This is a genomic window from Brachybacterium sp. GCM10030252 (genome assembly GCF_042666535.1).
Classification (GTDB): Bacteria; Actinomycetota; Actinomycetes; order Actinomycetales; family Dermabacteraceae; genus Brachybacterium.
This window is the reverse complement of sequence record NZ_JBHTDM010000007.1, coordinates 275,806-294,449: the sequence shown is the minus strand read 5'-3', so window position 1 is coordinate 294,449 and position 18,644 is coordinate 275,806. Positions and strand designations below refer to the sequence as shown.

At 71.9% G+C, this 18,644-nt stretch carries 19 protein-coding genes and 1 tRNA gene; 8 read left to right on the top strand and 12 right to left on the bottom strand.

Annotation, left to right across the window (positions count from 1 at the left end; genetic code table 11):
* Nucleotides 1–2 precede the first annotated feature (2 nt).
* From ACFQRJ_RS07690 to ACFQRJ_RS07675, 4 genes are all read left to right on the top strand, one after another.
* Nucleotides 3–626 carry a histidine phosphatase family protein gene (locus ACFQRJ_RS07690; protein WP_377018394.1) on the top strand — a complete coding sequence of 208 codons (624 nt, stop codon included), beginning with the start codon at nucleotides 3–5 and terminating at the stop codon, nucleotides 624–626.
* A complete protein-coding gene (locus ACFQRJ_RS07685) occupies nucleotides 623–1,039 on the top strand; it encodes a hypothetical protein (protein ID WP_377018393.1) in 417 nt (138 codons plus the stop codon). Before ACFQRJ_RS07690 ends, ACFQRJ_RS07685 begins: the two co-directional genes overlap by 4 nt.
* Before the next feature lie 248 nt (nucleotides 1,040–1,287).
* The gene (locus ACFQRJ_RS07680) at nucleotides 1,288–2,052 is read left to right on the top strand and encodes a ThuA domain-containing protein (protein WP_377018392.1); all 765 of its coding nucleotides are present in this window, start codon (nucleotides 1,288–1,290) and stop codon (nucleotides 2,050–2,052) included.
* Nucleotides 2,042–3,259, top strand: coding sequence for a Gfo/Idh/MocA family protein (locus ACFQRJ_RS07675; RefSeq protein WP_377018391.1), 1,218 nt, complete (start codon nucleotides 2,042–2,044; stop codon nucleotides 3,257–3,259). The genes ACFQRJ_RS07680 and ACFQRJ_RS07675 overlap by 11 nt, the downstream gene beginning before the upstream one ends.
* A gap of 31 nt (nucleotides 3,260–3,290) precedes the next feature.
* Here the strand turns inward: ACFQRJ_RS07675 and ACFQRJ_RS07670 are convergent, their stop codons facing one another.
* Nucleotides 3,291–4,424, bottom strand: coding sequence for a cation diffusion facilitator family transporter (locus ACFQRJ_RS07670; protein WP_377018390.1), 1,134 nt, complete (start codon nucleotides 4,422–4,424; stop codon nucleotides 3,291–3,293).
* Between the two features lie 90 nt (nucleotides 4,425–4,514).
* Between ACFQRJ_RS07670 and ACFQRJ_RS07665 the strand changes: the two genes are divergently transcribed.
* Nucleotides 4,515–4,862 (top strand): ArsR/SmtB family transcription factor, encoded by a 348-nt coding sequence (locus tag ACFQRJ_RS07665; RefSeq protein WP_377018389.1) that lies wholly within the window; start codon nucleotides 4,515–4,517, stop codon nucleotides 4,860–4,862.
* Nucleotides 4,863–4,948: 86 nt separating this feature from the next.
* Here ACFQRJ_RS07665 and ACFQRJ_RS07660 read toward each other — a convergent pair.
* From ACFQRJ_RS07660 to ACFQRJ_RS07650, 3 genes are all read right to left on the bottom strand, one after another.
* Nucleotides 4,949–5,021, bottom strand: a tRNA-Arg gene (locus ACFQRJ_RS07660).
* Between the two features lie 109 nt (nucleotides 5,022–5,130).
* Nucleotides 5,131–6,054 (bottom strand): LppM family (lipo)protein, encoded by a 924-nt coding sequence (locus tag ACFQRJ_RS07655; protein WP_377018388.1) that lies wholly within the window; start codon nucleotides 6,052–6,054, stop codon nucleotides 5,131–5,133.
* A gap of 191 nt (nucleotides 6,055–6,245) precedes the next feature.
* On the bottom strand, nucleotides 6,246–6,884 hold the full coding sequence (locus ACFQRJ_RS07650) for a cell division protein CrgA (RefSeq protein WP_377018387.1): 639 nt from the start codon (nucleotides 6,882–6,884) through the stop codon (nucleotides 6,246–6,248).
* 115 nt (nucleotides 6,885–6,999) lie between these two features.
* Here ACFQRJ_RS07650 and ACFQRJ_RS07645 point away from each other — a divergent pair, with 115 nt between their 5' ends.
* The 3 genes from ACFQRJ_RS07645 to ACFQRJ_RS07635 are packed head-to-tail and all read left to right on the top strand — an operon-like array spanning nucleotide 7,000 to nucleotide 8,851.
* The gene (locus ACFQRJ_RS07645) at nucleotides 7,000–7,806 is read left to right on the top strand and encodes a DUF881 domain-containing protein (RefSeq protein WP_377018386.1); all 807 of its coding nucleotides are present in this window, start codon (nucleotides 7,000–7,002) and stop codon (nucleotides 7,804–7,806) included.
* The gene (locus ACFQRJ_RS07640) at nucleotides 7,806–8,657 is read left to right on the top strand and encodes a class E sortase (protein ID WP_377018385.1); all 852 of its coding nucleotides are present in this window, start codon (nucleotides 7,806–7,808) and stop codon (nucleotides 8,655–8,657) included. The genes ACFQRJ_RS07645 and ACFQRJ_RS07640 overlap by 1 nt, the downstream gene beginning before the upstream one ends.
* Entirely contained in the window at nucleotides 8,657–8,851 is a 195-nt protein-coding gene (locus ACFQRJ_RS07635) for a hypothetical protein (protein ID WP_377018384.1), read from the top strand. The genes ACFQRJ_RS07640 and ACFQRJ_RS07635 overlap by 1 nt, the downstream gene beginning before the upstream one ends.
* Before the next feature lie 17 nt (nucleotides 8,852–8,868).
* Here the strand turns inward: ACFQRJ_RS07635 and ACFQRJ_RS07630 are convergent, their stop codons facing one another.
* The 8 genes from ACFQRJ_RS07630 to ACFQRJ_RS07595 are packed head-to-tail and all read right to left on the bottom strand — an operon-like array spanning nucleotide 8,869 to nucleotide 18,638.
* Nucleotides 8,869–9,528: an anthranilate synthase component II gene (locus ACFQRJ_RS07630; protein WP_377018383.1), complete on the bottom strand. Its 660-nt coding sequence runs from the start codon at nucleotides 9,526–9,528 to the stop codon at nucleotides 8,869–8,871.
* A complete protein-coding gene (gene pknB / locus ACFQRJ_RS07625) occupies nucleotides 9,518–11,734 on the bottom strand; it encodes a Stk1 family PASTA domain-containing Ser/Thr kinase (RefSeq protein ID WP_377018382.1) in 2,217 nt (738 codons plus the stop codon). The genes ACFQRJ_RS07630 and pknB overlap by 11 nt, the downstream gene beginning before the upstream one ends.
* Nucleotides 11,731–13,203 carry a serine/threonine-protein kinase gene (locus tag ACFQRJ_RS07620; protein WP_377018381.1) on the bottom strand — a complete coding sequence of 491 codons (1,473 nt, stop codon included), beginning with the start codon at nucleotides 13,201–13,203 and terminating at the stop codon, nucleotides 11,731–11,733. The genes pknB and ACFQRJ_RS07620 overlap by 4 nt, the downstream gene beginning before the upstream one ends.
* Nucleotides 13,200–14,645 carry a peptidoglycan D,D-transpeptidase FtsI family protein gene (locus ACFQRJ_RS07615; RefSeq protein WP_377018380.1) on the bottom strand — a complete coding sequence of 482 codons (1,446 nt, stop codon included), beginning with the start codon at nucleotides 14,643–14,645 and terminating at the stop codon, nucleotides 13,200–13,202. The genes ACFQRJ_RS07620 and ACFQRJ_RS07615 overlap by 4 nt, the downstream gene beginning before the upstream one ends.
* Nucleotides 14,642–16,054 (bottom strand): FtsW/RodA/SpoVE family cell cycle protein, encoded by a 1,413-nt coding sequence (locus ACFQRJ_RS07610; protein WP_377018379.1) that lies wholly within the window; start codon nucleotides 16,052–16,054, stop codon nucleotides 14,642–14,644. The genes ACFQRJ_RS07615 and ACFQRJ_RS07610 overlap by 4 nt, the downstream gene beginning before the upstream one ends.
* Complete coding sequence (locus tag ACFQRJ_RS07605) at nucleotides 16,054–17,385, bottom strand: PP2C family protein-serine/threonine phosphatase (protein ID WP_377018378.1); 1,332 nt, start codon at nucleotides 17,383–17,385, stop codon at nucleotides 16,054–16,056. The genes ACFQRJ_RS07610 and ACFQRJ_RS07605 overlap by 1 nt, the downstream gene beginning before the upstream one ends.
* Nucleotides 17,382–17,909, bottom strand: a complete 528-nt coding sequence (locus ACFQRJ_RS07600; RefSeq protein ID WP_377018377.1) for an FHA domain-containing protein — start codon at nucleotides 17,907–17,909, stop codon at nucleotides 17,382–17,384. Before ACFQRJ_RS07600 ends, ACFQRJ_RS07605 begins: the two co-directional genes overlap by 4 nt.
* 15 nt (nucleotides 17,910–17,924) lie before the next feature.
* Nucleotides 17,925–18,638 (bottom strand): FhaA domain-containing protein, encoded by a 714-nt coding sequence (locus tag ACFQRJ_RS07595; RefSeq protein ID WP_377018376.1) that lies wholly within the window; start codon nucleotides 18,636–18,638, stop codon nucleotides 17,925–17,927.
* Nucleotides 18,639–18,644: the final 6 nt, after the last annotated feature.

The window sequence follows — 18,644 nt, the reverse complement described above, 5'->3', positions numbered from 1 at the left end:
CCATGAGCGACATCTGGGTGCTGCGGCACGGCGAGTCCACGGCCAATGTCGAGGGGCTGATCGTCTCCGCGCCCGGCCCCAGGGCACTGGTCGAGGTGGGGCTCACCGAGCTCGGCCGGGAGCAGGCCCGCCGCGCCGCGGCCGATGCCGCCACCCACGGGCTCGGGCCCGCCACGATCGTCGTCTCCAGCGACTTCGCCCGGGCCCACCAGACCGCCGAGGAGTTCGCCGCCGGGATCGGGGCGGCGGCGCCCCGGCTGGATCAGCGCCTGCGTGAGCGCAGCTTCGGGACGCATGACGAGGGGCCGGTCAGCTCCTACGACCTGGTGTGGGCCGTGGATCGCGGCCGCGGGGAGCACGAGCACGAGGTCGAGCCGGTCCGCGCGGTCTCCGAGCGGGTCGATGCGGTGCTGCGCGATGCGGACCGGTGGGCCGCCGAGGCCCCCGTGGTGCTGGTCGCCCACGGCGACGTCCTCCAGATCGCCCTCGCCCTCGGCAGTGCCGAGGACCCCCACGACCACCGCGACGTCCCCCACCTCGGCAACGCCGAGCTGCGCCGCATCGGCCCGGCCCGGCTCGCGGACGCGTCCGGGGCCCGTAGCGCGCTCCGCCCCGGGACCCCATGAAGACGCCGTCGGGCAGGAACCCAGCCGAGACGGGCCCCTCGGACCAGGTCGTCTACGTGGTCCGCGGAGACCACGACGACACGCGCGAGAGCGTCGAGAGTTTCTTCCGTGAGCACGGCTGGAGCCCGCGCGAACGCGGACCCGGCCGGGTCGACTACGAGCGCGGCAGCCGCCGGCGGACCATCCTGCTCGGCGCCCTGGCAGGCCGGAGGTTCTTCCTCACCGCCCAGATCGAGATCCGCGAGCGCGACCACACCACCGACGTCCGCTACCGGTGGGGCGCCGGGGCCGGTCTCGCGCTCGGCGGCACCGTCGGCCGCGATCGTGCGGCCCGCGCGCACCGGGAGACGGCCGCCGCGCTGGAGAAGCATCTCGAGGCCGACGGCCGGCTGGTGAGCACGCGCGAGATCTGAGGCGGATCGGGGCCGAACGAAGAAGAGGCTCCCTCGCCATTGAGGGAACCTGCGTCGACCATAGTCGGCTTCCGGTGAGTAACAGGTCACATCCGGGTCACGGTTGTCTGCACGTATGGACGCCGGGACGGCGCGCGGTTTCCCTTCCGGCGAGTCGCGGACAGGACTGCGTCGGCGCCGGGCCGCGTGCCTACGATGGATCGGCCGCCCGCACGGGTGCGGCCACAGCCAGACAACAAGGGACTGACATGACACTGCGCATCGCCGTCTTCGGCGAGAACCGGCACGAGAAGGTCGATCCGAAGGTTCAGGAGATCTACCCGGAGGGTATGCACACCGTCATCGCCGACGGCCTGCGCGAGCACCTCGCGGCCGACGGCGTCGAGGCAGAGGTGCGCATCGCCCTGCTCGACGACATCGAGGACTCCCTCTCCGAGGAGGCCCTGGCCGAGACCGACGTTCTCACCTGGTGGGGCCACATGGCCCACGGCGACGTCCCCGACGAGGTCGCCGCCCGGGTGGCGCGCCGCGTGCACGAGGGCATGGGTCTGATCCCGCTGCACTCGGCGCACTACTCCAAGCCCTTCAAGCTGCTCATGGGCACCACCTGCAACCTGCTGTGGCGCAACGAGGCCGAGGAGGAGCGGGTCTGGACCGTGAGCGGCTCCCACCCCATCGCCCGCGGCGTCCCTCACCCGATCCTGGTGCCCGAGCAGGAGACCTACGGCGAGATGTTCGACATCCCCGCGCCCGATGAGCTGGTCTTCGTCTCCTCCTTCACCGGGGGCGAGGTGTTCCGCTCGGGCTGCGTGTTCCGCCGCGGCAAGGGCAAGGTCTTCTACTTCAGCCCCGGCGACCAGGAGTACCCCGTCTACTTCCAGCGCGACATCCAGCGCGTGCTGGCCAACGCCGTGACCTGGGCCCGCCCCGAGCATCACGACCAGGCTCCGGTGAAGATCGCCAACGCGCCGCGCGACTGGTTCCGCGGCGAGGAGGTCACCCATGTCATCTGACGTCCTCAGCGTCCCCGGCACGGACACCTCGGCGGCTCCCGTCCTCGACCCCGAGCTGACCGGCTTCCCACGGCTCCCGGCCGACCGCCCCGCCCGCGTGGTCGTGGTCGGCGCAGGCGGCATGGGCAGCTGGTGGGCCCGCGAGATCGTCGCCAGCCCCGTCGCCGAGCTGGTCGGCGTGGCGGATCTCGTCGAGGGCGCCCCGCAGCGCGTCATCGAGCAGTCCGGCATCGCCGATCCGTCGGCGGTGAGCACAGGGGCCGACGGCACCGACCTGGCCCTGGAGGTCGGTGCGGACCTGATCGTGAACCCGACCGTCCCGGTCGCGCATCATCCCGTGACCGTCAAGGCGCTGCACGCCGGGATCCCCGTCCTCGGGGAGAAGCCGGTCACCGAGACACTGCCGGAGGCCCTCAGCCTGCTCGCCCACGCCGAGCTGACCGGGGTGCCGTTCATGGTCTCCCAGTCCCGGCGGTTCTTCCGCCAGGTCCGGCAGCTGCGCAGCTTCGTCGCCGCCCACGGGCCGACGGTTCTGACCAGCGCCTTCTTCTCCCTGTTCACGGAGATGGAGGGATATCGGCGCACCCAGCTGCATCCGCTGCTGCGGGACATGGGCATCCATGCCTTCGACACCGCCCGCTACATCATGGACGCGGACCCGGTCGCGGTCACCGCCCGGGGCGCGCAGCCGGAGTGGAGCGTGTACTCCCACGACGCCACCGTGACGGCGACGTTCGAGATGTCCGACGGCTCCCTGTTCGTCTACAACGGCACCTGGAACGCCCGGGGCCTGCCGACGTACTGGAACAGCGAGTGGCGGATCGGGGCACAGCTCGGCTCGGCCACCTGGGACGGCAAGGGAGCGCCGGTGCTGGGGACCGACGACGAGGAGGCCACCGCACGCCTGCAGGCCGAGGTCGACTCGGAGACGGGGGAGGAGCCGGACCAGATCGCGGCCTCCCTGATCGAGTTCGTCAGCGCGCTGCAGGAGGGCCGCACCCCGATGTGCGAGGTCCACGAGAACCTGCTGAGCTTCGCCATGGTGGAGGCGGCCGTCGCCTCCGTCGACCGGGGCGAGCGGGTCGAGATCGACGACCTGCTCGAACTGGCCCGCACCGACGCGATCGCCGCGGAGACCCACCCCGAGGCCCGGGACCTGATGCAGTCCTGGGGTTCGGTGCGCGAGGTGCTCGCCGCCGCACGCTGAGGCATCCCGCGCGATCCAGGAGCCCGGCCGGTCACGTGGTGGCGGCCGGGCTCCGGCGCGTTTGGTGCTCTGTGCTCGTGCTCCCGTCGGCCGCGCCCGGGTGGGCGGTGCCCTGGCGGGCAGGAAGCACCCGGACCCGTGCGCGTTCGAGGTGGGGGAGCCGGAGGCGCAGCTGCTCCTCGACGGACGCGGCGAGCGCCTCCGCCTCCTGCAGACCGAGGGACGGGCGCGCGGTCACGGCGAGCTCCGCCTCCAGGCGGTGCCCGATCCAGCGGGCGCGCGCCTCGCCGACCGCGATCACTCCACTGACCTCACCGGCCGCGGATTCCACGGTCTCCAGGGTTCTCGGGTCGATCCCGTCCATCAGTCGCTGCAGCACCGTGCGCATCGAGCCGATCAGCACCGCGACGACGACAGCGGCGATCACCAGGCCGATCAGGGGATCGATCCAGGGCAGCCCGCACCAGGCGCCCATCACCCCGATCACCACGGCGAGCGAGGTGAGGGCATCGGTGCGGGCATGCTGGCCCTCGGCGATCAGCGCCGCGGAGCCGATCCGCCGGCCCGCGCGGATGCGGTAGATCGCGACCACCTCGTTGCCGGCCGCGCCGATCAGCGCGGCCGCCAGCACCCAGCCGAGGTGGGTGAGATCGCGGGCCGAGGTCAGGGCACGGACCGATTCCCCGACGATGAGCACGGCGGAGAGGGCGATCATGGCCCCGATCAGCAGGCCGACCAGGTCCTCTGCGCGCCGGAACCCGTAGCTGTAGCGGCGGGTCGGGGCGCGCCGTCCCAGCCGGAAGGCGAGGATCAGCGGGATCGTCGTGGCGAGATGGCCGAGGTTGTGCACGGTGTCCGCCAGCAGTGCGACGGACCCGCTGAGCGCAACGATGGCGATCTGCAGCAGCGCCGTGGCGCCCATGCCGGCCAGCGAGATCCACGCCGCGCGGATGCCGATGGAGCTGGCCTCCTCCGCGGTGCGGATGGCCTCGCCGTGGTCGTGGCTGTGCGGAATGAGCGCGTGCTGCAGGCGGCTCCGCAGCCCACCGGAGCCGCCCTCGTGGCCGTCACCGTGACTGTGAGCCCCACCGTGGTCGTGAGCGTGGCCGTGAGCATGGGCGTGCTCATGATCGTGACGGGCCTTGCGATCGCGACTCTGCACCATCTGGAGAATGTATCTGCGTATACATGCAGATAGCAAGATGTGTCCCGGCAGGCGCCGTGGACCAGAGCTCCCACCCCATAAGGTAGGGCCATGCATGACGAGCCCGTGCGCCGCGTTCCCGACGACGAGCATGCGCAGATCGCCGTCGGCACCTTCCGGATGCTCTCCGATCCCACTCGGGTGAAGATCCTCTGGGCCCTGTTCCACGAGGAGTCCAGCGTCAATGCTCTGGCCGACGCGGTGGGTGCCAGCCCGGCTGCGATCAGCCAGCATCTGGCGAAGCTGCGCCTTGCCGGGCTGGTCCAGAGCCGCAGGGAGGGGACGTTCGCCTTCTACAGCGCGTCGGACACCCATGTGCGGCGGCTGCTGGCCGAGTCGCTCTCGCACGCCGAGCACGTCACCGGTGTGGCCGAGGGGGAGGACCCGCACGGCTACTGAGCCGCGCCGGGACCGCCCAGCTCGCCCGCCGACGCGAAACGGCCCTGATCAGCGAATTCTCGCTGGTCAGGGCCGTTTTCCTGAAGTGCGCCCGGAGGGATTCGAACCCCCAACCTTCTGATCCGTAGTCAGATGCTCTATCCGTTAAGCTACGGGCGCCTGCCGGTGAAACCGACCTGGTCGAGTCTAGTACCCCGGCCAGATCGGCGCCAATCGTGCGCCCATGAGCCTGCTCACACGGTGCACGACCGGCCCGTCGGCCGGGCGATCACCAGCTCGGAGCCTGCGGCGGCTGCGGAGGCCGGTTGTCGCCCTGCGGGTTCTGCGGATCGCTTCCCGGGTAGCCATAGCCCTGGTTCGGCTGGCCCCACTGCTGACCCTGGCCGCCCTGCGGAGGCGCGGGCGGCGGCGAGGCCTGGCCCCACGGCTGGCCCTGGCCGCCCTGCGGAGCTGCTGCGGGCGCCTGGGACCCCGGGCCGCCGAAGGCCGCCGGAACGCTCGCACCACCGGAGCCGCCACCCTTCTTGCGTCGCGACCGGATTACGAAGAACGCCACGGCCGCGAGCACGAGAAGCAGGAGGAAGCCCAGCACGAGCGCGATGACGATGACGATCCACCAGGGGAACCCGCCGGCTTCTGCCGTGATGTCCACGCCCTCGGAGAACTCGCTGACGTCCGTGTAGGTGACGGTGTTGCCGTCGATCGTGCCGCCGCGGGACTCGAGCACCTTGCCCGGGAAGGCGAAGGTGGCCCGGAAGTCGAATTCGTTGATCTGGTCGCCGTAGGCGAACTCGAGATCCTCCTGGCTGAGGGACTCCCCGTCGGTCCCCAGGTCCATCGTGAGGTGGAACTGGCCGTCCTCCTCGGTCAGCTCCATGCCCTCGGCGAACTGTGCGCGCTCCAGGACGCCCGACGCGCGGCAGCCCCAGTACCCGTCCTCTTCGTACGGAGTGACCTCGGCCTGGCCGAAGGTGGCTTCGCCCTCCTGCTGCGAGTCGCTGCACATCTCCTCGGCGCTGGCGTACTCGCCTTCGATGAGCTCCGACTCGATCCCGAAGTCGACGGACACGTTCATCGTGTCGACGTCCTGGATCTCGTAGTCGGCGTGCAGACGCCCGCATCCGGCGAGGAGCAGGACGAACGGCAGGACGAAGACGGCGATCAGCCGGCGCCGCGCCGAGATGGTGTTCATGGTTCCCCCGTCGGATCATGGGCCCCAGCTGCCTGTCGGCCCCTGGAGGTGGTCGGTCGAGGTCAGACTACCCGGGCGCGACCCAGCGCGCGGTGGGGAGAACTCCCCATCGCGCGCGGGTCCGGCAGTGCTCTGTGCGGCGGAGCTGTGTCCGGCGGAGCTCTGTCCGGCGGAGCTCTGTCCGGCGGCGCCTATTTCCAGAACATCAGCATGCCGCCGCCGACGAGCATCACACCGAAGCCGGCCGCGAGGTTCCAGTCGCCGATCGGCAGCGGCAGCTGGCCGCTGGAGAGGTAGTACGTGACCAGGTAGAGCAGGCCCAGGATCAGGAACACCACCGCGGCGGGCGCCAGCCACGGGGGATTCGGCGCCTCCGCGGCGACCCGGCGCCGCGTGGTGCGAGCGGTCTCCGCCGCCGCGGCCTTCTTCGCCGACGGAGTGCGCGTGGCGTCCTTCGCCTTCTCGGTGACCTCGCTGCCCGCGCTCGTGCTCTTGCCGCCGGAGCGCTTGCCCTTCGTCGCCACCGGGTCCTTCGCCCCCGCGGCGCGTGAGCGCTTCACGGGCTCCTTGCCGCTGGCGCTCTCGGGGCTCGTGGCTTCCGAGGCATCGTCTGCGTCTACGTCTGTCCCGGCGTGGTCTGCGCCGCTGCCGGCAGCGCTGTCGCCGTCGGCCGCGTCGGACGTGGCCGTGCCGTCGGCCTCGGCCGCATCCGTCCCGCTGCCGTCGGAGCCGAGCTCGTCGAGGTCGTCCGTCTCGGGCGCGACGGGCGTGTCCCCAGCTTTCGCCTTCGACGTCGCGCGCGCGGACGACTTCTTCCTGCTCCTGGCCATGAAACGGTGCTCCCTCGAGGCGGCCGATCGCGCGGCGGTGCCGCACGGGCCCGCGGACGCGGACCTTGGCCTAGGGTAATGGTCGTCGACTGAGGGCGCGAAGCGAGGAGTGACCATGGCGGAAGATCCCGCGAACCGCGCTGACGGCGCCGACCCCGTCGAGTCGGCCGAGCATCCCACTCCCGCCCCCGGCCCCGCCGGGCCTGCGGCCCCGTCGTCGCGTCGGGTCCGGGGCCGGATCGGGGTCGTGGCCGTGATGATCCTGTGCGGTCTCCTGTTCGCCACCACCGGCCGGCTGGCCGGCGGAAGCTCGCTGCGTGACGAGAGCGGCGACGTCGCCGGGGTGCTGCAGGAGCGCGGGCGGACGATCGAGGAGCTCACCGAGGACGCGGAGGCCAAGCGCGCGGAGATCGAGGAGCTGACGCAGGAGGGCGGGAACGCCGCGGCCGACGAGCGCACCACGGAGGTCTCCGACGCCGTCGGGCTCAGCGAGGTCAGCGGGCCCGCCCTGCGCATCACCCTGACCGACGCGCCCAACAGCGCGCTGGGTTCCGTCCCGGACGTCGAGCCCGATGATCTCGTGGTCCACCAGCAGGACATGGAGTCCTACATCAACGCGCTGTGGGCCGGCGGGGCGGAGGCGATGATGCTGCAGGACCAGCGTGTGATCAACGGCAGTGCCTTCCGCTGCGCCGGCAACACGCTGCTGCTGGAAGGCCGCGTCTACTCCCCGCCCTTCGTGATCACCGTCATCGGCCCCACCGAGGAGATGCTCGCAGCGCTCGACGAGTCGCAGGGGGTCTCGGTGTACCGTGAATGGGTGGACTACGTGGGTCTGGGGGAGCGCATCGAGACGCTGGACTCGCAGACCCTGCCCGCCTTCTCGGGGTCCCTCACGCTCGACGTCGCGCAGGCCGCATGATGGCCCGACGTTCCAGGCACCGCGCGCGGCCGCAGCAGCGCGGGCCGGGCGTCGTCGGCGGCGTGATAGGTGTCCTGGGGGAGCTGCTGCTGACGGCGGGCGCGCTGCTGCTGCTGTTCCTGGTGTGGCAGCTGTGGTGGACCGACGTCATGGCCGATCGCGAGCAGTCCGGCATCATCGCCGGCCTCGACTCCGAGTGGGGTCAGGTCGACCAGGAGCGCATCGCCCCCGCCCAGGAGGGCCCGCCCCCGGTGCCCGAGATCCCCGGCGAGAACATGGTGTGGGGCACCATGCACGTGCCCGCCTTCGATCGCGACCGCTTCCCACTGGCCGAGGGCGTGAGCCTCGAGGACGTCCTCAACGTCAAGGGCGTGGGCCACTATCCCGAGACCGCACTGCCCGGCCAGGTCGGGAACTTCTCCGTGGCCGGGCACCGCAACACCTACGGTCGACCGTTCGAGGACATCGCCCGGCTCGAGGCGGGCGATCCGATCGTCGTCGAGACCGCCGAGGCGTTCTACGTCTACGAGGTCACCGAGTCGCTGATCGTGATGCCCCAGGACGTCGAGGTGATCGCCCCGAACCCGGCGGATCCCGAGGCCGAGCCCACCGAGCGGATGCTGACCCTGACGGCCTGCCACCCGATGTACTCGGCGCGCGAGCGCTACATCGTCCACGCCGAGTTCGCGTACTGGACCGACCGTGCCGACGGGATCCCGGAGGCCCTCGCCGCGCAGGGCGGGGCGTCCGACGGGGCCGGCGCAGCGGAGAGAGCGACCGACGGGAGTGACGAGGAGGACGCGACCGCGGCGGCCGTCACCCTCCCCGTGGCGCGCGAGGAGGAGAGCTGATGTACGCCTGGCTGTTCCGGCACCTGCCCGGCCCCCGCTGGGCGCGCATCGTGATCACCGTGCTGCTGCTGGCTGCGATCGTGGTGGCCCTGTTCGGGTGGGTCTTCCCCGCGATCGCGCCCTACGTGCCGCTGAACGACGGACTCGTCGGCTCCCGCGGAGCCCCCGGCCAGACCGGTGCGCCGGCCGTCTGACCCGTGCCGCCGCGTGCTCAGCCGGCGGTCATGAGGGGCTTCAGCCCCGCGGAGCGCTCGGCGGCGTCGATGCCGTCGCACAGCTCGAGGAACCGCGCCAGCATCAGGTGCCCGTTCTCGGTGAGCACCGACTCGGGGTGGAACTGGACGCCGTGCAGCGGGAGCTCGCGGTGGACCAGGCCCATCACCATGCCATCGGCGGTGCGGGCGGTGATCTCGAGGACCTCGGGGATCGTCTCGGGCACGACGGTCAGCGAGTGATAGCGGGTCGCCGTCATCGGCGACGGGGCCCCGGCGAAGACGCTGCGCCCCTCATGGGTGAGGTCGCTGGTGCGCCCGTGCATGAGCTGCGGGGCATGGCCGACGGTGGCCCCGAAGTACTGACCCAGCGCCTGATGGCCCAGGCAGACTCCGAGCATCGGCACGGATCCCTCGGCGCAGGCGCCGATCACCTCGAGGGTGCGGCCGGCCGTGGTCGGGTTGCCGGGACCGGGGGAGATGAGCACCCCGTCGAATCCGGTGAGGTCGACGGCGCCCGCCTCGTCGGCGGGGACCTCGTCGTTGCGCACCACGACGGTCCGGGCGCCCATCTGCTGGAGGTACCCGACGATCGTGTAGACGAAGCTGTCGTAGTTGTCGATGACCAGCACGCGAGCCGGAGAGGTATCAGTCGCCACCGTTTCCTCCTCCGACGGCCTCGTCGACGTTGCCGCCGCCGTTTCCGCCGCCGCCATTGCCGTTGCCGCCACCGTTGCCGTTGCCGCCACCGTTGCCGTTCCCGCCGCCGGTCTCCTCACTCGGCGTCTCGCTCGGCGTCTCGCTGGGCGTCTCGCTCGGGGTGTCGCTGGGCGACGGGCTCGGTGAGTCGCTGGGGGTCGGCGAGGGCGTGGCCTCCGGCCCGTCGGAGACCACGATGGTCACGGTCGAGCCGCGCTCGGCGTCCTCGTTGGCCTCGGGGTCGGTGCGGATCACCCGTCCCTCCTCCACGCTGTCGGAGTTCTCCCGCTCCGTGACGGTGCCGAAGCCCTCATCGCCGAGCACCTGCTGGGCTTCCTCGAGCGTGCGGCCGGTGACGTTGGGAACCGCCACGGGGCCGGGCGCCGCGGCCACCACCAGGTCGACCCGGGAGCCGTACGGCGCGGTCCCGCTCTCGGCGGTGGGCGTCTGGGTGAGCACCGTGCCCGGGTCCGCCTCGGCGTCCTCCCGCTCGGAGGAGGCGACCTCGAAGCCGCGCGCCTCCAGGGACTCCTGGGCCTGCTCCAGGGCGACGCCCTCGACGTTGGGGATCTCGACGTCGCCCGAGGCGACGGTCAGCTGCACCACGGTGCCGCGCTCGGTGCTGGTGCCGCCCTGCGGATCGGACCGCAGCACGGTGCCGCGCTCCTTCGCCGCATCCTCCTCGCCGGCGACCTCGGAGTCGAGCCCGGCGTCCTCGAGGGCCTGTTCGGCCTCCTCGCGGCTCATGTCCGTGACGTCGGGGACCTCCACCGCCTCCGGACCGGCGGAGACGGTCACCGCCACGGTGGAGCCGACCTCGACCTCCTCGCCCTCCGGCGGATCGGTCTCGATGACGGTCCCGGCCTCCACGTCCTGGGAGGCGACCTGGCTGAACTCGGCCTCGAGCCCGGCCTCGTCGAGGATCGTGCGGGCCTCGTCCTCGGTCTCCCCGGCCACGGCCGGCACCGCCACCGTCTCCGGCTCGGAGGGTCCGAACGGATTGAAGTAGACCAGCGCGGCGGCGATCAGGGCGAGGACGGCGAGCAGGACCAGGATGATCAGCCACCAGGGGCGCTTGCGCTTCGGCTCCTCCTCGACCTCCGCGGGGGAGTGGGGAGTGAGACCGGTGGGCTCAGCGGGCGCGCCGCTGCTCCAGTCCGCGGCCCGCGTGGTCGTGGCCGCTCCCGCCCCGGCGGCCGCGCCGGCAGCGCTCATCGCCGGCAGGGCCTCGGTGGCGTCGCCGACCGGGCCCAGCACGGTGGTTGCCTCGGCGTCGGACCCTGCCGGGACGGCCCCGGCGACCAGTGCCGGGGTGCGGCCGGAGACGGCGGCGGCGATGTCGCGGGAGAACGCGACGGCGCTGGGGTAGCGCTTCTCGCGGTCCTTGGCCAGGCCCGTGAGGATCACGGCATCCAGCGCGGGCGTGATCGCGGGGTTGTAGGCCGACGGGGGCTGAGGCTCCTCGCGCACGTGCTGGTAGGCGATGGAGACCGGGGTGTCGCCGGTGAACGGCGGGCGCCCGGTGAGCATCTCGTACATCACGCACGCGGCGGAGTAGATGTCCGAGCGGGCATCGACCAGCTGGCCGCGGGCCTGCTCCGGCGAGAGGTACTGGGCGGTGCCCATCACGGCCTGGGTGGCCGTCATCGCGCTGGTGGCGTCGGCGACCGCACGGGCGATGCCGAAGTCCATGACCTTGACCGCGCCCGAGTCGGTGATCATCACGTTGCCCGGCTTGATGTCGCGGTGGACGATCCCGGCCCGGTGCGAGTACTCCAGGGCGCTGAGCAGCGCGGCCATGACCTCCCCGGCCTGATGGGCGTCCATCGGGGGGTCGACGTGCTCGCGCAGCGTGGTGCCGTGGACGTACTCCATCACGATGTAGGGGATGGTGACGTCGGCGCCGGTGACCGTGCTCTGGTGCTCCTCGCCGGTGTCGTACACGGCGACGATCGAGGGATGGTTCAGCGAGGCGGCGCTGTGCGCCTCACGGCGGAACCTCTCCTGAAAATTGGAATCCCGGGCCAGATCGGAGCGCAGCACCTTGACGGCGACCGTGCGGTGCAGGCGGGTGTCCTCCGCCAGGAACACCTCGGCCATGCCGCCTGTCCCGAGGATGCGCCCCAGCACGTAGCGGCCTCCCAGGACCACGTTCTCTTCGCTCACTCCACACCTGTCCTCGTGCCGTGGCCGACACCGACCGATCCGTTCATCGTACGTGCTGACACCGTCTCCCCGGGCCCGACCTGGTCGAACCGGTCGAACTGGTCGACGGGGCCGAGCCCCGTCGCGCCCAGGGGCAACCATCCCATTCCTCCGGCGACCGCGACCGCGATGACCACCACCACGAGGATCACCAGGATCAGCCCGGGCAGGGACAGTGGCCCGATCCGTCGGCCCGTCGAGGTGCCCCGCACGGTCCGGGCCGAGGCGGCGGTGTCCACCCCGCCCGGCGTCCCGTCCCGGGACGACCGGTCTGCGGTCCGCTCCCGCGACGAGGTGCGCGGCGCCGGTGACGGGGACGCCGCGGAGCGCGCGGACCCGGCAGAGACAGCCGACGCAGCGGAACCGGCCGACGCAGCAGAGCGCGCCGAGGTCGCCGACGCGCCGGAGCGGTGCCGGACCCCTCGGCCCCGGCCCGACAGCGGCAGCGGCATCGCGGCGGTCCGGGTCCCCGTCGGCGAGGCGCCCGGCCCGGTGCGCGGACGCTCCCCGGTGCCGCCCTCGCCGCGCACGGCGTTCTCACCGGTCCAGTCGTGGTCCTCGACCCGGGTGACCGGGATCGCGCCGGTGGTGAAGCGCGGCTCCACGCCGCGCTGGATGGCCTCCAGGATCCGGGCCACCGCCGCCGCCGAACGGGGGCGGTTGGCCGGGGCCTTGGCCAGCGTCATCATCACCAGGCGCCGCAGGTCCTCGTTGATCGACTCGGGCAGCTCCGGGGGCTGCTGCTTGACCTGGGCCATGGCGATCTCGACCTGGCTGGAGCCGGTGAAGGGCCGGTGGCCGGCGAGCATCTCGTAGGCCACGATCCCCAGGGCGTAGATGTCCGAGAGGGAGGTGGCCTGCTTGCCCATCGCCTGCTCGGGGGAGAGGTACTGGGCGGTGCCCATCACCAGGCCGGTCTTGGTCAGCCGGGCCTGGTCCTTGCTGCGGGCGATCCCGAAGTCGGTGATCTTCATCGACCAGCCGTTGTCCTCGTCGACCAGCACGTTCTCCGGCTTCACGTCGCGGTGGACGACCCCTTTGGAGTGGGCGGCATCCAGCGCGCGGGCGAGCTCGATGAGGATCGAGATGACCCGCTTCTCGGGCAGCCCGCCGGGGTTCTCCTCGATGATGTCCGACAGCGGCCGGCCGGGGCAGAGCTCCATGACGATGTAGGCGCGCCCGTCCAGCTCGCCGTAGTCGTACAGGGCGGCGATCGCGTCGTGCGAGAGGGCGGCGGTGTGGCGGGCCTCGGCGCGGAAGCGCTTGAGGAAGCCCTCGTCCCCGGCGTACTCCTCGCGCAGCACCTTGACGGCCACCTTGCGATCGAGCTCCTGGTCCTGGCCCTTCCAGACCTGTCCCATGCCGCCGGTGGCGATGAGCGAGGTCAGCTCGTAGCGCCCTTCGAGCACGAGTCCTGGTTCGGTCCTCATGGATCGATCACCGCCTCCATCACGTCCTGGGCGATCGGTGCCGCCGTCTGCGACCCGTATCCGCCCTCCTCGACCACGACCGAGAGCGCCACCTTCTGCTCGTCGGTCTGCCCGTAGCCCACGAACCAGGAGTGGGCCGCGCGGTCCTGGCCCCACTGCGCGGTGCCGGTCTTGCCGCCGACCTCCACGCCGTCGACGGCCGCGGCCGTCCCGGTCCCGTCCTCGACGACGCCGACCATCATCTGGCGCATCTGGGCGGCGTTGGCGGCGCTGACCGGCTGGCCGAGCTCGTCCGGGGTCAGCTCGGCCACCGTGGAGAGGTCGCTGGTGCGCACGGCCTGGACCAGCTGCGGCTGCATCACCACCCCGTCGTTGGCGAAGGTGCCGGCGACCATGGCCATCTGCAGCGGCGTCACCCGGGTCTCGAACTGCCCGATCGACGTGGTGGCGAGCTGGGCGGGATCGAGATCGGTGCCGATCGAGGACGGCGTGACCGACAGCGGGATCTCCAGGCGCTGACCGAAGCCGAACTCCTCGGCGGTGCTTCGCAGCTGGTCCTCGCCGACCTTCTGCCCGAGCAGCGCGAAGGAGGTGTTGCAGGACTGGCGCAGGGCGTCGGCCAGGGTGGACTCTTCACCGGGCCCGCAGGGCTCGGTGCCGCCGCCGGCATGGTTGTTCATCACCGACGACGAGTTCGGCAGCTGGTACGTCCCCGGCCCCGGGATCACCGAGTCCGCGGTGGCCGTGCCGGATTCGAGGGCGGCCGCGGCGACGACGAGCTTGAACGCCGAGCCGGGCGGGTAGAGGTCCCCGCCGATGGCGCGGTTGGTCAGCGGGCGCTGGGGATCCTCGTTCAGCTCCGTCCAGGCGTCCTGGACCGCCCCGATGTTGTGGGAGGCCAGTCGGTTGGGGTCGTAGCTGGGGGAGGAGACCATGGCCAGGATCGCCCCGGTCTCCGGGTCCAGCGCGACCACGGAGCCGCGGCGGCCGTCCAGCGCCTCCCACGCGGCCTCCTGGGCGCCGGAGTCCAGCGTCAGCTCGACCGTCGCCCCCCGGCCCTGCTTGCCCGAGAGGATGTCGGAGATGCGGTGGTAGAACAGCGCATCGGCCTCACCGGACAGCGTGTCGTTCAGGGCCCGCTCGATGCCGGAGAAGCCGTAGACCACCGAGTAGTAGCCCGTGACCGGGGCGTACATGGCTCCGGGGTCGTAGCCGCGCAGGTACCCGTAGGTGTCCCCGGACTCCTGTGAGCTCGCGATCACCTCGCCGTCGACCACGATCGGGCCGCGGTGGCGGCCGTACTCGTTGTAGCGGGTGCGGTCGTTCTCGCCGTGGGCGTTCAGCCGGTCCTGGGCGACGACCTGGAAATAGGTGGTGGAGGTGAACAGCAGCACGAACAGCACGCTGATCACCAGCCACACATGGCGCAGGGGCCTGTTCACGCCATCACCTCCCCGCCGGTGCCGTGCGGGACCGGCCGTGCGGTCTCGCCGCCGGTGCCGTTCGCCCCGGGCACGTTGCGGGCGGCGGGCCGGCGGGCGGCGTCCGAGAGCCGCACCAGGATGCCCGCGACGATCCAGTTGCACACCAGCGAGCTGCCGCCGGCGGCCAGGAACGGCAGCGTGAGGCCGGTCAGGGGGATCACCCGGGTGAGGCCGCCGACGACGACGAACACCTGCAGGGCGAGGACGAAGCCGAGACCGCCGGCCAGCAGGGTCCCGAACCCGTCGGAGATGCCGACGGCGGCGCGCACGGCGCGCTGGACCAGCAGCAGGTACAGCAGCAGCAGGGCGAAGGCGCCGACCAGCCCCAGCTCCTCCGCGAAGGAGGCGAAGATGAAGTCGGACTCGGCGAAGGGCACCACGTCGGGCCGTCCCTCACCCAGGCCGGCGCCGGTGATCCCGCCGTTGGCGAGCCCGAACAGGCCCTGACCGATCTGCTCGCAGGTGCTGAAGTTCGCGCTGGAGAGCGGGTCCAGCCAGCAGGTGATGCGCGTCTTGACGTGGCCCATCTGGGTGGCCGCGAAGATGGCCGGCGGCAGGAACAGCACGGCCCCGATCACCAGCCAGCTCAGACGGTCCGTGGCCACGTACAGCATCACCACGAACAGGCCGAAGAACATCAGCGAGGTGCCCAGGTCGGTCTGGAACACGAGCACCGCCATCGCGAAACCCCAGGCCACCAGGATCGGGCCGAAGTCGGACCAGCGGGGCAGGTGGATGCCGAGCACCTTGGGCCCGGCCAGGGCGAGGGTGTCGCGGCGGGAGACCAGGTAGCCGGCGAAGAAGATCGCGAAGGCGATCTTGGCCAGCTCGGCAGGCTGGAAGCTGTAGCTGCCGATCGAGATCCAGATCTGGGAGCCGTAGCGCGCGGAGCCGATCACCGGCAGCAGGGGCAGCAGCAGCAGCACGGCACCGGTGACCGCGGAGATCCATGAGTAGCGGCGCAGGTGGCGGTGATCGCGCAGGAGCACGAGCACGCCCACGCACAGCATCACCCCGATCGCGGCCCACAGCATCTGCCGGTCGGCGCTGCCGGAAGAGCGCACCGAGTAGATCTCATGGGCGGCGTGGACGCTCTCGATCACCGCGATGCCCAGCAGGTTCAGCAGCACCACCACGGGCAGGATCACCGGGTCCGCGTACGGTGCGCGCCACATGACCGCGATCTGCAGCGCCCCGGCGAGCACCACGGCGCCGATGGCGTACTGCGGCAGGTTCGCCGGCAGCTCCTCGTAGCGCCCCAGACCCACCAGGGCGTAGGCGCCCAGGCCGATCACGACCGCGAACGCCAGCAGCGCGGCCTGGGTCAGCCGGCGCGGGCGAGCGGTGTAGGACACGATGGTGGCCACTAGGTCTCCTCACCCGGGCCGGGGCTCGCGCCGCCGCCGGTGCTCCCGCCGATCCCTCCGCCGTCGGAGGGGCCTCCACCGTCGGAGGGGGCGGGAGAGCTGGGAGGCGGCCGGTTCGCGGCGGCGACCTGCTCGAGGCGGTCGATGATCGCCTCGGCCGAGTCCCGGTCGCTCGCCGAGATCGTGTTCTCGACCTGCTGACGGGTCGCCTCGGGAAGATCGTCCAGGGCCACGTCGGTGACCTCCACCGGGTCGGACATCGAGATCGGGCCGAGATCCTGGGACAGGCCCTGGTAGAGGACCACGTCGGTGCCGTCGGTGCCCACGTAGTACTGCCGCTGGGACCAGGCGTACCCCGCCCACAGCACACCGCCCAGCAGCGCGACCAGCAGCACCATCGCCACCAGCGCGGGCCAGGGGCTGCGCCGCGGCGGCTCGTCCTCGGAGAAGTCCTCGTCCTCGTAGGGGACCTCCGGCTCCTCGCGGGTCAGTGCGGCCGCCTTCGCGGCGGGGCCGGAGGCGGCGGTGGGCTGATTGCGGTTGCGCGCCGCCGAGCCCACGATCTGCGGGGCGGAGGACGGGGCCTCCTCACCGCGGGGCAGCTCGTCGAGATCGATGACGTCGGCGACGATGCAGGTGATGTTGTCGGGGCCGCCGCCCTTCAGGGCCAGCTGGACCAGCTCGTCGGCGCACTCGCCGGGATCGGCGAACTCCTTGAGGGTGGCGTCGATCGTGTCCAGCGAGACCAGGCCCGACAGGCCGTCCGAGCACAGCATCCAGCGGTCGCCCGGATGGGCCGGGCGCAGCGACAGATCCAGCTCGGGGTCGGCGTCGACGTCGCCGAGCACGCGCATCAGCACCGAGCGCTGAGGATGGCGCTCGGCCTCCTCCTCGGTCAGCCGGCCCTCGTCCAGCAGGCGCTGGACGAAGGTGTGGTCCTTGGTGACCTGGGTGGTCTCCTCCTCGCGCAGCAGGTAGGCGCGGGAGTCGCCGATATGGGCGAGGGCGAACTTGCCCTCGGCGCGCAGCAGGGCGGTGATGGTGGTGCCCAGGCCCCGCAGCTGCGGCTCGTCGCGCGCCCGGCGCAGGATCTCCTGGTTGGCATCGAGCACGGACTCCTCGAGGGTCGCGACGATGTCCGAGGCGGGCGTGTCCGAGTCGAGCCCGGCCAGCCGCCCGATGGCGACGGAGGAGGCGACGTCGCCGCCGGCGTGGCCGCCCATGCCGTCGGCGACCACCAGCAGGTGACTGCCCGCGTAGCCGGAGTCCTGGTTGTTGGACCGCACGAGGCCGACGTCGGAGCGGGCGGCGTACCGCAGGGCGATGCTCATCGCGGACCTCGTCTCAGCTCGATCTCGGTGCGGCCGATCCGCACCTGAGCACCGGGCCTGAACGGTACGGATCCTTCGATGCGCCGGCCGGAGACCAGGGTGCCGTTGGTGGAGCCCAGATCCTCCACCATCCACTCGCCCTCGCGCTGGAAGACGCGGGCGTGGCGGTTCGAGGCGTAGTCGTCATCGAGCACGAGGGTGCACTCGGGGGCACGTCCGATCAGGATCGGGGTGGAACCCAGCGTGAGCGAGGTCCCGCGCAGGGGACCGGCGGTGACGACCATCGCGGTGGCCGTGACCTCCGGGTCGGTGCGCAGCGCGGACGGGTCGGCGTCGGACCGCGAGGAGTTCCCGCCGGGAGCGGTGGAGGCAGGGCGCTGCTCACGGCGCGGATCGCGGCTGGAGCGGGTCACGACCGTGGTCCCGAACAGGTCGTTGCGCAGCACCAGCACCGCGATGATCACGAACACCCACAGCGCCAGGACGAAGCCCAGGCGGAGGGCGACGAGGGTCAGTTCGCTCATGTGATCGTCACCCGGTCACCAGCTGACCGGGCCGGCGGCCGGGAGCAGCACGGTCAGGCGGGTGCGGCCGATCTTGATCAGCGAACGGTCCTGCAGGGTGACCGGCGTGCGGATCCGCTCGCCGTCGACGAAGGTGCCGTTGGTCGAGCCGAGGTCGGTCGCCACCAGCGCGCCCTCGCCGTCGGTGCGCAGCTCCAGGTGATGGCGGGAGACCCCGGTGTCCTCGAGGATGATGTCCGCGTCGCCGCCGCGGCCGATCACCGTCACCGGCCCCGTCAGCAGGTACTGCTGGCCGTCGATCTCGACGATGGGGCTGGATCCTGCCCCGGAGCGGGCGGCGCCGGTGGCGGGGGCCACGCTGCCGCGCTCGGTGCGGGACTCGGTCTCGAAACGGCCGGGGCGGACCTCGTCGTCGCGCTCCAGGCCCACCACGACGCCGCCGGCGAACATGTAGCGCTGCTTCTCGGCGTGCTCCATGAGCAGTCGCTGCAGCTCGTCGATCAGGGTGTCCTGCCAGGAGGCGAAGCGGTCGAAGTCCTGGGAATGGAGATAGATCGTGTACACGTTCGGCGCCAGGGTCCGGGTGCGGTCGAGCACCTGGATCTGGTCGTCGCACTCGCGCTTGAGCCCCTGCGCGAGGTCGAGGGGTTTCAGCTGCCCGCGCCCCGGCGAGAACACGCTCGTCACGCCGCGGTCGAGGCCGCGCTCGATCCGATCCAAGATCCCCACGGTGGT